The sequence below is a fragment of the Streptomyces sp. NPDC006487 genome (genome assembly GCF_042870555.1).
Taxonomy (GTDB): Bacteria; Actinomycetota; Actinomycetes; order Streptomycetales; family Streptomycetaceae; genus Streptomyces.
Genome location: NZ_JBIAHN010000012.1, coordinates 157,296 through 169,255, shown reverse-complemented (window position 1 = coordinate 169,255; position 11,960 = coordinate 157,296). Strand labels below are relative to the sequence as shown.

At 72.7% G+C, this 11,960-nt stretch carries 11 protein-coding genes; 5 read left to right on the top strand and 6 right to left on the bottom strand.

Annotated features, from left to right (window positions below; all coding sequences use genetic code 11):
* Window positions 1–19: 19 nt before the first annotated feature.
* Window positions 20–868, bottom strand: a complete 849-nt coding sequence (locus ACFYM0_RS22350; protein ID WP_388503944.1) for a siderophore-interacting protein — start codon at window positions 866–868, stop codon at window positions 20–22.
* A 61-nt stretch (window positions 869–929) separates the two neighbouring features.
* Complete coding sequence (locus ACFYM0_RS22345; protein WP_388504250.1) at window positions 930–1,835, bottom strand: 5'-3' exonuclease H3TH domain-containing protein; 906 nt, start codon at window positions 1,833–1,835, stop codon at window positions 930–932.
* Window positions 1,836–2,021: 186 nt separating this feature from the next.
* On the opposite strand from ACFYM0_RS22345, the gene ACFYM0_RS22340 reads away from it, so the two are divergent.
* Together ACFYM0_RS22340 and ACFYM0_RS22335 are read left to right on the top strand one after the other, a co-directional pair.
* Window positions 2,022–2,675 (top strand): helix-turn-helix domain-containing protein, encoded by a 654-nt coding sequence (locus ACFYM0_RS22340; RefSeq protein ID WP_388503941.1) that lies wholly within the window; start codon window positions 2,022–2,024, stop codon window positions 2,673–2,675.
* Window positions 2,676–2,679: 4 nt separating this feature from the next.
* Window positions 2,680–3,399, top strand: coding sequence for a helical backbone metal receptor (locus tag ACFYM0_RS22335; protein ID WP_388503938.1), 720 nt, complete (start codon window positions 2,680–2,682; stop codon window positions 3,397–3,399).
* Between the two features lie 12 nt (window positions 3,400–3,411).
* On the opposite strand, the gene ACFYM0_RS22330 is transcribed toward ACFYM0_RS22335, so the two are convergent.
* Window positions 3,412–4,569, bottom strand: coding sequence for a TDT family transporter (locus tag ACFYM0_RS22330; protein ID WP_388503935.1), 1,158 nt, complete (start codon window positions 4,567–4,569; stop codon window positions 3,412–3,414).
* Window positions 4,570–4,639: 70 nt separating this feature from the next.
* On the opposite strand from ACFYM0_RS22330, the gene ACFYM0_RS22325 reads away from it, so the two are divergent.
* On the top strand, window positions 4,640–5,581 hold the full coding sequence (locus tag ACFYM0_RS22325; RefSeq protein ID WP_388503932.1) for a LysR family transcriptional regulator: 942 nt from the start codon (window positions 4,640–4,642) through the stop codon (window positions 5,579–5,581).
* A 298-nt stretch (window positions 5,582–5,879) separates the two neighbouring features.
* Here the strand turns inward: ACFYM0_RS22325 and ACFYM0_RS22320 are convergent, their stop codons facing one another.
* The 3 genes from ACFYM0_RS22320 to ACFYM0_RS22310 all read right to left on the bottom strand — a co-directional run bounded on the left by ACFYM0_RS22320 (window position 5,880) and on the right by ACFYM0_RS22310 (window position 9,006).
* On the bottom strand, window positions 5,880–6,590 hold the full coding sequence (locus tag ACFYM0_RS22320; protein WP_388503930.1) for a gamma-glutamyl-gamma-aminobutyrate hydrolase family protein: 711 nt from the start codon (window positions 6,588–6,590) through the stop codon (window positions 5,880–5,882).
* Between the two features lie 34 nt (window positions 6,591–6,624).
* On the bottom strand, window positions 6,625–8,121 hold the full coding sequence (gene eat, locus ACFYM0_RS22315; RefSeq protein WP_388503927.1) for an ethanolamine permease: 1,497 nt from the start codon (window positions 8,119–8,121) through the stop codon (window positions 6,625–6,627).
* Between the two features lie 138 nt (window positions 8,122–8,259).
* Window positions 8,260–9,006: a FadR/GntR family transcriptional regulator gene (locus ACFYM0_RS22310; protein ID WP_388503924.1), complete on the bottom strand. Its 747-nt coding sequence runs from the start codon at window positions 9,004–9,006 to the stop codon at window positions 8,260–8,262.
* Window positions 9,007–9,083: 77 nt separating this feature from the next.
* On the opposite strand from ACFYM0_RS22310, the gene ACFYM0_RS22305 reads away from it, so the two are divergent.
* Both ACFYM0_RS22305 and ACFYM0_RS22300 read left to right on the top strand, forming a co-directional pair.
* Window positions 9,084–10,463 carry a glutamine synthetase family protein gene (locus tag ACFYM0_RS22305; protein WP_388503921.1) on the top strand — a complete coding sequence of 460 codons (1,380 nt, stop codon included), beginning with the start codon at window positions 9,084–9,086 and terminating at the stop codon, window positions 10,461–10,463.
* A gap of 129 nt (window positions 10,464–10,592) precedes the next feature.
* A complete protein-coding gene (locus ACFYM0_RS22300) occupies window positions 10,593–11,957 on the top strand; it encodes an aldehyde dehydrogenase family protein (RefSeq protein WP_388503919.1) in 1,365 nt (454 codons plus the stop codon).
* Window positions 11,958–11,960: the final 3 nt, after the last annotated feature.

The following is an 11,960-nucleotide window of genomic DNA, read 5'->3' as shown; positions in this document are numbered from 1 at the left end:
GGCGCCCCCCACCGGCGTGTCAGGAAGCGGCGCCGGCCAGGGTGCGTTCCTGCTCGGCTTCGACTTCCGCGTTCCAGTCCCGCTTGATCGCGCGCCAGCCCTCGTCGGTCTGGCCCAGGCGCCAGTAGCCCGAGATGGAGAGGCGCTCGCGCGGGATGCCGCGTTCGATGCGCAGGTGGTGGCGGAGGGATCTGACGAAGCCGGCCTCGCCGTGCACGAACGCGTGCACGTCGGTGGAGGGGAAGGCCAGGGCCTCGACGGCCTCGGTCAGCGCCTCCCCGATCGGGCGGGAACCGCGGTGGATCCAGACCGGGACGATGCCGTCGGGGGTGGCGATCCTCTGCTCGTCCTCCGGGCCCTGGACCTCCACGAGCGCGTGGACCCGCGCCCCGGCGGGCATCCGCTCCATGGCCGCGCCGATCGCCGGCAGGGCGCTCTCGTCGCCGACCAGGAGGTGCCAGCCGGCGACCGGGTCCGGGGCGTAGGCCCCGCCCGGGCCGAGGAAGCGTACGAGTTCCCCGGGCTGGACGCGGGCCGCCCAGGGGCCGGCCAGTCCCTCGTCGCCGTGGACGACGAAGTCGAGGGTCAGCTCCAGGCGGACCGGGTCCCAGGCGCGCACCGTGTACGCGCGCTGGCGCGGCCATTCCTCGCGGGGGTGGGCCGCCCGGATCCGGTCCAGGTCCCAGGGGGTGGTGTAGGTGACGCCGTCCGGTGCGAAGAGCAGTTTCACGTAGTGGTCCGTGTACCTGCCCGCACTGAATCCGGCCAGCCCCGCACCGCCCAGCACGATCCGCACCATGTGCGGACTCAACCGCTCGGTCCGCACGACCACTGCGGTGCCGACCTTGCGGGCGCGTCCTTCTGCCACGACGTCTCCCTGACTCTCCGACCCTGACTCCGTGAAGCTTAGGATTACCTAAGTTAGCACCTCAGGGGCGGAGTGCGCTGCCCAGACGTTCAACGGCACCACTCAGGCCCCACCGGTGCGCGAGCGCGGCCACCAGATCAGGCCGGGCGGGAGCGGCGGGGAGCGCCGGGTCGAACTGCGGAAGCGGAACGTCCGAGGCGACCTGGACCACCTTCGGGGCGACCGCCAGGTAGGGCCTCGATTCGTCCAGGCGCTTGCGCTGGGTGGGTGTCAGCTTCGACTTCGGGTCCTCGACGGCCGCGATGATTCCGGCCAGGTCCCCGTAGGCGTCCAGCAGCTTCGCCGCCGTCTTCTCGCCGATTCCGGGGACGCCGGGCAGGCCGTCGCTCGGGTCCCCGCGCAGCAGCGCCAGGTCGGCGTAGCCGGGGCCGTCGACCCCGTACTTCTCGCGGAGCCACGCCTCGTCGGTGACCTGGAGGGTGCCCACGCCCTTCAGCGGGTACAGCACGCGGCGCTGCTTGGCGTCGTCGACCAGCTGGTACAGGTCCCGGTCGCCCGTGACGATGTCCACGGGGCCCGTCGCGCGGCCGGTCAGGGTGCCGATCACGTCGTCGGCCTCGTACCCGGCGACCCCCACCCGGGCGATGCCGAAGGCGTCCAGGGCCGCCTCGATGATCGGGACCTGCGGGGCCAGGGTGTCCGGGGTCTCCTCGACGTCCGGGCCGCTCTCGGTCTCCTGCGCGACCCGGTGGGCCTTGTACGACGGGATCAGCTCCACCCGCCAGTGGGGCCGCCAGTCGGCGTCCATGCAGGCGACCAGGTCATCGGGCCGGTGGTCCTGCACGAGGCGGCCGATGAAGTCGAGCAGGCCGCGGACGGCGTTGACCGGAGTGCCGTCGGGGGCCTTCACGGAGTCCGGTACGCCGAAGTACGCGCGGTAGTAGAGGGAAGCGGTGTCCAGGAGCATCAGGCGTCGTGTCGTCGTCACGGTCACGATGATGCACTGAGGGGAAACGGAAAGTGGCGCAGGTACGGCCTCCTCTGCTCTTGAGCGCGAAACCGGAGCCGGTTGCTGCGTAAGGTGCTTACAGCACACCGATGTGCGATGTGCGATGGACCGGACCACCCGGAACAAGGGGAGGGCAGCCCCGCCATGGACGACAGGGACGGCACCGACGGGAAGAACGGACGCGGAGCGACGACGGGCGCGGACGACAAGGAGCGGGACCGGGACAAGGATTCCAAGGAACCGCTCAGGGTGGGCGTGGCCGTGCGCAAGAGACGCCGTGCCCTGCACCTCACCCTCGCCGCCGTGTCCGCGCGCAGCGGACTTTCGGTTCCCTTCCTGAGCCAGATAGAAAACGAGCGGGCCCGGCCCAGCATGCGGTCCCTCGAGCGGGTCGCCGACGCGCTGGAGACCACGGCCGTCGAGCTGCTGGCAGCCTCCGACACCGCGCGCACCGTGGACCTGGTGCGGGCCGGCGACGATTCCGCGCTGACCCCCGTCCCGGGCGTACGGCCCCTGGTGCGCGGGCACCACCAGCTGCACGCGCTGGAGTTCACCGGGGACCAGGACGCGGGCCGCGAGTACCAGCACCGCAACGACGAGCTGATGTACGTGGTCTCGGGCGCCTGCCAGGTGGAGGCCGAGGGGCGGGCGTACCGGCTGGAGAACGGCGACGCGCTGTTCCTGTCCGGTGGGGTGCGCCACCGCTGGCGGGCCGTCACCGAGGACACCCGGATCCTGATCGTCGCGGTCGGCGAACACATCCACGCGACCTCCGAACCGCCCTCCCCGGGACACTGACCGGATGCGGGTCGTTTCGCTGGTGCCGTCGCTGACCGAGGCGGTGGCCGTGAGCGCGCCCGGGGCGCTGGTGGGGGTGACCGACTGGTGCACGCACCCCGCCGACCTGGGGGGTGCGGTGCGCATCGGGGGGACGAAGAACCCCGACGTACGGGCGATCGCGGAGCTGCGCCCGGACCTGGTCCTCGCCAACGAGGAGGAGAACCGGGCTCCCGACCTGGCGGCGCTGCGGGCGGCCGGGCTGGAGGTGCTGGTCACCGAGGTACGGGACCTGCCGCAGGCGTTCCGTGAACTGGACCGGGTGCTGGTGGGGGCCATGGGGCTGGGGCGGCCCCGGTGGCTCGCGGACGCGGAGGCCGCGTGGGCGCGCGTGGAGCCGGCCGGGGAGCCGCGGACGGCCTTCGTGCCGGTCTGGCGCCGGCCCTGGATGGTGCTGGGCCGTGACACCTTCGCGGGGGACCTGCTGGCCCGCCTCGGCGTGCGCAACGCCTACGCCGGGCATGCGGAGCGGTACCCGAGGATCCCGGCGGCCGAGCTGGCCGCCGCCGGCTGCGAGCTCGTGGTGTTCCCCGACGAGCCGTACCGCTTCACCGCCGGGGACGGGCCCGAGGCCTTTCCCGGTATCCCGGCCGCGTTCGTCGACGGCCGCCACCTGACCTGGTACGGCCCCTCGCTGGCCGGGGCGCCGGCGGCTCTGGCCGCGGCCCTGCGGGCCTCGCTCTAGCGGGCCTCGTCCCTAGCGGGGTGCGGCCAGCAGGCGGCCGGTGCGCAGGCCGCGCAGGGTGTTCGCCGCGGCCAGGAGCCAGGCGGTCAGCAGGGCCGCGAAGAGTGCCGCGGCCAGCCAGGAGAAGGCGGTGAGGCCGGTGTGCCGGGCCAGCCCGGCGGCCCCGGTGACGCAGGTGCCGACGGGGAAGGTCAGCGCCCACCAGGTCATGGCGAACCCCATGCCGTTCCGGGCGGCCCGCAGCAGCATCGCCGCGGCCAGTGCCAGCCACAGCAGGGCGAATCCCATCACGGGGACCCCGTAGACGACCGCGAAGGCAGAGAAGGCGCCCGCGTAGGGGCCGGCCATCGACTGGGGTGCCATGTCCGCGAGGGAGTTCACCGCGGTGGTCGACTGGCCCAGGGGGCCCAGGACCAGGAACAGGGTCGGGGTGAGGACCAGGGGGAGGGGGCCGCTGACGATCAGCCGGCCGAAGATCAGGGGGAGCAGCAGCAGGGTGGCGAGCAGGCTGAGGCCGAACATCGCGTAGCAGCCGAGCAGCATGGCCTCGCGGGCCTGGCCGGCGGGCAGGTGGGGGATGAGCAGGGGGCCCAGCGCGGCGGAGACCATGGGGGCGACCACGGGGAGCAGCCAGACGGGGGTGGCCTGGTGGGCCTCCACCTTGTGGCGGACCACCATCAGGTAGGGAACGGCGACGGCCGCGAGGAGGCCTATCGCGGTGCCGGCGGTGAACAGGACCGTGTCCACGGCCACCGCGGCGGGGACGCCGACGAGGTCCTTGCCGACGATGAGCGCGCCGCCGCCGACGGCCAGCAGGGCCATCGAGAGACAGCCGTAGAAGGGGGCCACGGCGGGGTCCAGGAGGTGGGCGCGGGCCTGGTCGCGGTGGTGGAGCCAGTGGCCGGCCCGTGCGGTCAGCAGGACCGCGAGGGCGGTGGCGGCCAGCACCCAGAAGACCTGGCAGACCACGCGCTGGCCGGGGAGCTGGTACGGGAGGGTCGCGCCGGCATTGGCGATGATCGCCGTGCCCATCACGGAGGCGTACCAGTTGGGGCCGAGGTGGCGCAGGGAGGGGGCCTTGTGGGTTCCGGCGCTGCGGATCGCCGGGGCGGCGGGGGTGACGGGGGTTCCGGGGGTGGTGGGACCGGGGCGTACGAGGGTGGTGACCATGGGTCCAGCGTCCCGCCGGGCGGGGCCGGACGGCAGAGGGTCTCTTCCTATGAGGGCATAAACTGAAGTTATGGGTAATGGGTACGGTCATGAGGAGTGGGTGGAGGGGCAGGCGCCGCTGGCGCACCGGGTCCCCGACCTGGGGGCCATGGAACTGCTGCTCGCGGTCGCGCGCGTGGGCAGTCTGAGCGCCGCCGCACGGCGGCTCGGGATCACCCAGCCCGCCGCCAGCAGCCGGATCCGGGCGATGGAGACCCGGCTCGGGGTGGCGCTCGTGGACCGCTCCCCCCGCGGGTCGACGCTGACCGCGGAGGGTGCGCTGGTCACGGACTGGGCCCGGCGGGTCGTGGAGGCGGCCGAGGCCTTCGACGCGGGCGCGCAGGCGCTGCGGGGCCGCCGCGACTCCCGGCTGCGGGTCGCCGCCAGCATGACCATCGCGGAGTACCTGCTCCCGGGCTGGCTGATCGCCCTGCGCGGGCAGCGGCCGGACACGGCGGTGTCCCTGCACGCGGGGAACTCGGCGGTGGTGGCGGAGCGGGTACTGGCGCACGAGGCGGACCTCGGCTTCGTGGAGGGCCTGAGCGTGCCGGAGGGACTGGACTCGGTGGTCATCGCGCAGGACCGCCTCGTGGTGGCGGTGGCCCCCGGGCATCCCTGGGCCCGGCGCACGCGCGGGGTGGAGCCGGCGGAGCTGGCGGCCACCCCGCTGATCCTGCGGGAGCGGGGCTCGGGGACCCGGCAGGTCCTGGACGCGGCGCTGGCCGGATGCGGGGGGCTGGCGGAGCCGCTGCTGGAACTGGCCTCCACCACCGCGGTGAAGGCGGCGGCGGTGAGCGGGGCCGGGCCGTGCGTGCTGTCGGAACTGGCGGTCGGGGACGAGCTCGCGGGGCGGCGGCTGGTGTGCGTGCCCGTGCTGGGGGCGGGGCTGGAGCGGGAGCTCCGCGCGGTGTGGCCCGCGGGGGCGCGGCCGGCGGGGCCCGCGCGGGATCTGCTCTCGCTGACGCGGCGCTGACTTCGCGCTGACGCGGCGCTGACCTTGCGCTGACGGGGCGCGCGCCGGGTGTTGATGTGGCGCTTGCGTGCCGATGGCCCTGCGGGGGCGAAGTCCCCTACCCGCCCTTCCACCGTTCCCCGGGCGCTGCCCGGACCCGGTCCTCAAACGCCGGACGGGCTGAGGAGGGGGCACCGGGCTCTGCCCGGCCCCTCTGGGGGTGCGCGCCTCGGGTCCCGGTCCTCAGGTGCCGGAGGGGCTGAGGAGGGGGTGCCGGGCTGTGCCGGCCCCCCTGGGGCTTCGGGCCGGGCGGCGGTGCTCAAGTGCCGGACGGGGGGTGGGTTCGGGTGGCGGCTGCTGTGATCAGGGCTGACATGACCCGGGTGTCCTTGTCCAGTTCCGGGTGCCATTGGACGCCCAGGGTCCAGGGGGCGGGGGCGGGGAGTTCGATGGACTCCACCGTGCCGTCGGTGGCGTGGGAGGAGGCGATCAGGCCCCGGCCCAGGCGGTCCACGGCCTGGTGGTGGTAGGTCGGGACCTCCGCTTCCTCCGGGACCAGCGCCGCGTACAGCGTGCCGGGGACCGGGCGGACCGGGTGCCAGGAGATCTCGCCCGGGCCCGCCACGTGGCCGTCGATGTGCTGGATCAGGGTGCCGCCGAGGACCACGTTCAGCGCCTGCATGCCACGGCAGACGCCGAGCAGGGGCATGCCCGAGGCCAGGGCCGCCCGGATCAGGGAGAGTTCCCACGCGTCGCGCACGGTCGCCGCCGGTCCGGTACGGGGATCGCGCGGAGCTCCGTACCGGACCGGGTCCAGGTCCGGTCCGCCCGCCACGACCAGGCCGTCCAGCCGGCCGAGCACCTCCTGTGCCGCCTCCGGTTCGTCCGGAGGCAGCAGGACGGCGGTGCCGCCCGAGGCCTGGACGAGCCGGTAGTACCCGCTGGGGGCGAGGGCCGTCGGGAGGTCCCACACCCCGTAGCGGGTGGACTGCTCGACGTAGGTGGTGATGCCGATGAGCGGCCTGGGCACGGGGGGTTCCTCCGGAGGGGGCAGTGGGTGGGGATCAGTCGCGGGAGAGCTCGGCCTCGGCTTCCGCCAGCGCCGCGAACTCCTCTTCCGGCGCGGAGGCCACCAGGTGGTGCCGACTGTAGAACGCGAAGTAGGCGAGGGCGACGGCGTACACGGCCAGCGCGATGAATGCCGCGTCCTTGTCCACCAGGAAGGTGGCCACCAGGGCCGAGAGGGCGAGGACGAAGGCCACCGTGGAGGTCGCGATGCCGCCCGGGGTGCGGTACGGGCGTTCCAGGCCGGGCTCGCGGCGCCGCAGGACGATGTGGGAGAGGGCCATCAGCGCGTAGGAGATGGTCGCCCCGAACACCGCCATGTTCAGCATGCGCGGGCCGTTGCCGGTGGCGGCGGCCAGTGCGAAGCCGATGGCGCCGGGGATGAGCAGGCCCAGGTACGGGGCCTTGCGCTTCGAGGTCAGGGACAGGAAGCGCGGGAGGTAGCCCGCCCGGGAGAGGGCGAACAGCTGGCGGGAGCCGGCGTAGATGAGGGAGAAGAAGGAGGCCACCAGCCCGGCCAGGCCTGCGTAGTTGACGAAGGTCTTCAGCCAGGAGAGGCCCGGGTCGCCCTCCAGTGCGACCACGAGCGGGTTGCCCGCGTCCTTGATGGCGTCGGCTCCGCGCGCACCGGTGGAGGCGAGGAAGGTGACCAGGGCGAGCAGGACCAGGATGCCCATGGAGATCGACAGGGCGCGCGGTACCGAGCGGACCGGGTCCTTGGCCTCCTCGGCGGCCAGCGGCACGCCCTCGACCCCGAGGAAGAACCACATGCCGAAGGGGAAGGCGGCCCAGATGCCGAGGATGCCCAGCGGCAGCCAGGAGCCGGCCCCGGCGGCGGTGGTGTCGACGGCGATGTTGTCGAGGTTGGCGGGGTCGAACTGGGTGAAGGCGCCGACGGCGAAGACGACCAGCGCGATCACGGCGATGGCGGTGACGACGAGGGAGAAGCTCAGGGCCTCGCCCACGCCCCACAGGTGGATGCCTATGAAGACGGCGAAGCAGGCGAGGTAGACCGGCCAGCCCGAGGTGAGGCCGAAGAGGTTGAGGGACTCCACGTAGTCGCCGATGAAGATGGCGATGGCGGCCGGGGCGAGGATGTACTCGATGAGGATCGCGGTGCCGGTGAGGAAGCCGCCCCAGGTGCCGAGCGCCCGGCGGGCGAAGCCGTAACCGCCGCCCGCGGTGGGCAGGATCGCCGACAGCTCGGCGAGGGAGTAGACCAGGCACGCGTACATCGCGCCCATCAGGACGGTGGCGATGGCGAGGCCGCCGAAACCACCCTGGGCGAGGCCGATGTTCCAGCCGGAGAAATCGCCGGAGACCACGTAAGCGACGCCGAGACCGGTCAGCAGCAGCCAGCCGGCGCTGCCGCGGCGCAGGGTGCGGCGCTCCAGGTAGCCGTCGGTGCCGTTCCCGGGGGTTTGGGGGACAGCGGCCTCGGGGGACGGGGTGGGTTCGGGCACGGCTGCCAGCCGTGCGCCGGTGTCGTCGGCCATGTGCGCTCCTGCCTAGGGCAATGGTTGTGGGGCGTACCTTTGCTGCTCGGGCGTGGCGGGCGCAAGACCCCTGCGTTAAACGGGGGTTACGAATGCCTCTCGGTCGGGTCGGAGCGGGGCGGGGCGGGTGGGCCCGGATCAGGTCAGGAACCCCCGCAGCAGCGCCGCCGTCCCGCAGCAGTGCTCGCGCATCACCTCGCGCGCCGCCCGCGGGTCCCGGTCCAGGACCGCCTCCACCAGCGTGCTGTGCTGCTGCTGCGAGTGCTCCAGGTTGCGCACGAGCAGCGGGATGCAGTCCAGCAGGTCGTTCACGGTGGCCCGGACGGCCGCGTACTGGGCCGTCAGGGTGGCGGATCCGGCGAGTTCGCACAGGGTGAGGTGGAAGAGGGTGTCCTGGCGGCGGTAGTCGGGCAGCGGGGCGTCGTGGGTGGCGGTCAGTGCGCCCAGCAGCCGGTCGGTGTCCCGCTCCGACAGCCCCTGGGAGGCGCACAGGCCGGCCGCTCCCACCTCCAGGACCTCGCGGAAGCGCAGGACGTCCTCGATGTCCACGCCCGCGACCCGGCGCCGCAGCTCCTCCTCGGTGCCCCCGGCCGGGGTGTCGGGGCGGTTCAGCACAAACGTTCCGCCGTACCGCCCGCGCCGGGCCTCCACCAGGCCCTGGTCCTGGAGTACCTTCAGCACCTCGCGGAGCGTCACCCGGCTGATTCCCATCCGCTCGGCCAACTCGCGCTCCGGTGGCAGCCGTTCCCCGCCCGGTACCAGTCCGAGTCGGACCACCTGGAGGATCTGCTCCAGCGCCTCCTCGAAACCGTTGCCCGCCCGCACCTGTCGCAGCACGGGATTGAGCCGGGCGACCGCGTCGCCTTCGCTCGCCGTATCGGTCATGTGGGCTCCTCCCCTTCCCAAGCAATGGTTCTATTCAATACCTTAGGCCTACTCGGCTCACCGAAGGAGATCATCCCGTGGTAGACCGCAAGCCGCCGCTTTCGCCCGAGGAGCTCCGCGCCCTCGTCGCCAGCGGTGAAATCGACACAGTGGTCCTGGCCTTCCCCGACATGCAGGGTCGCCTCCAGGGCAAGCGGTTCGCCGCACAGTTCTTCCTCGACGAGGTCCTCCGGCACGGCACCGAGGGCTGCAACTATCTCCTCGCCGTCGACACGGACATGAACACCGTCGACGGATTCGAGATGTCCTCCTGGGACCGGGGCTACGGCGACTTCGCCATGCACCCCGACCTCGCCACCCTGCGCCGGATCCCCTGGAACCCGGGCAGCGCCTTCGTCCTCGCCGACCTCGCCTGGAACGACGGCACGCCCGTGGTCGCCGCGCCCCGGCAGATCCTGCGACGCCAGCTCGAGCGCCTCGGCGAACACGGGTACACCGCGATGGTGGGCACCGAGCTGGAGTTCATGGTCTTCCTGGACACCTACGAGGAGGCCTGGAACTCCGACTACCGAGGCCTGACCCCCGCCAACCAGTACAACACCGACTACTCCATCCTCGGGACCGGCCGGGTCGAACCCCTGCTGCGCCGCATCCGCAACGAGATGCAGGCCGCCGGTCTGGTCGTCGAGTCGGCCAAGGGCGAGTGCAACCTCGGCCAGCACGAGATCGTCTTCCGCTACGACGAGGCGCTGACCACCTGTGACCAGCACTCCGTCTACAAGACGGGGGCCAAGGAGATCGCCGCCCAGGAGGGCGTCTCGCTCACCTTCATGGCCAAGTACGACGAGCGGGAGGGCAACTCCTGTCACATCCACCTCTCGCTCAACGACGCCGACGGACGCAGCGCGATGGCCGCCGAGGGCCCGGACGCGCACGACCACAGCGGTATGTCACCCGTGATGCGCCACTTCCTGGCCGGCCAGCTCGCCGCGCTGCGCGACTTCTCCCTTCTCTACGCCCCCAACATCAACTCCTACAAGCGTTTCAGGCCGGGATCCTTCGCGCCGACCGCCGTCGCCTGGGGCGTGGACAACCGGACCTGCGCGCTCCGAGTGGTCGGCCACGGCCCCTCGATGCGCTTCGAGAACCGCCTGCCCGGCGGCGACGTCAATCCGTACCTCGCCGTCGCCGGCCTGGTCGCGGCCGGGATCTACGGCATCGAGAACCGGCTGGAGCTGCCCGAGGCCTGCGCCGGCAACGCCTACACCGCCGATTTCGCGCACGTTCCCACCACCTTGCGCGAGGCCGCCGAGCTCTGGAAGAACAGCGAGATCGCCAAGGCCGCCTTCGGCCCCGAGGTCGTCGCCCACTACCGGAACATGGCCCGCGTCGAACTGGACGCGTACGACTCCGCCGTGACCGACTGGGAACTGCGCCGGTCCTTCGAACGCCTCTAGGCCAGGGGCCGGGGCCGGGATGGGGTCCGGGCCCGTCTTGAACCCGACCGTCCCGCCACTCGCCGTCCCGCGGCACCCCATACCGGACCCACCGCACCCACCGCACCCGAACGTCTGAAAGGCCACCACGTGTCCGATGCGCTGGAAGTCTTGAATCCGGCCACCGAGGAACTCGTCGCCGTCGTCCCGGCCGCCACACGGGACGACGTCGACGCCGCCGTCGTACGGGCCACCGCGGCCCAGCGGGCCTGGGCGGCCGCCGCCCCCGGCGACCGGGCCAGGCTGCTGCGCCGCTTCGCCTCGGTCGTCGACGGGCACATCGAGGAGCTGGCGCAGCTGGAGGTCCGGGAAGCGGGCCACACCATCGGCAACGCCCGCTGGGAAGCCGGCAACGTCCGTGACGTGCTCGACTTCGCCGCCGGGGGAGTGGAACGGCTCTCCGGCCGCCAGATCCCCGTCGCCGGAGGCATCGACGTCACCTTCCTCGAACCCCTCGGCGTCATCGGCGTGATCGCGCCGTGGAACTTCCCCATGCCGATCGCCGCCTGGGGCCTGGCCCCGGCGCTGGCCGCCGGCAACGCGGTCATCCTCAAGCCCGCCGAGACCACCCCGCTCACCGCGCTGCGCCTCGCCGAGCTCGCCCTGGAGGCCGGACTCCCCGAGCACCTGTTCCAGGTGCTGCCCGGCCGGGGCGAGGTGGCGGGCGACGCCCTCGTCGAGCACCCCGGGGTGGCCAAGATCGTGTTCACCGGTTCCACCCGGACCGGCAAGCGGATCATGGCCAAGTGCGCCGACCGGGTGAAGCGCCTGACCCTCGAACTCGGCGGCAAGAACCCCAACATCGTCTTCGCCGACGCGGACCTGGAAGCCGCGGCGGCCGCGGCCCCGATGTCCTTCCTGGACAACACCGGGCAGGACTGCTGCGCCCGAACGCGGATCCTCGTACAGCGCTCCGCGTACGACCGGTTCATGGAACTGCTCGTCCCCGCGGTCGAGAAGGTGGTCGTCGGGGACCCGTACGACGAGAACACGCAGCTGGGGCCGCTGATCTCGCGGGCGCAGCTGGACCGCGTACGGTCCTACGTCACCGACGACCTCACCGTCGTCCGCGGCACCGCCCCCGAGGGCCCCGGCTTCTGGTACCCCCCGACCCTCGTCACCGGCGTCGACCCCACCGCCGCCGTGGCCACCGAGGAGGTCTTCGGGCCGGTCGCCGTCGTCCTGCCCTTCGAGGACGAGGAGGACGCCGTACGCCTGGCCAACGCCACCGACTACGGCCTCGCCGGCTCCCTGTGGACCCGTGACGTGGGCCGCGCGCTGCGCGTCTCGCGCGCCGTCGCCGCGGGCAACCTGTCGGTCAACTCCCACAGCAGCGTCCGCTACTGGACCCCCTTCGGCGGCTACAAGCAGTCCGGACTCGGGCGCGAGCTCGGACCCGACTCCCTCACCGCATTCACCGAGACCAAGAACGTCTTCATCAGCACGGAGGCCTGAAGA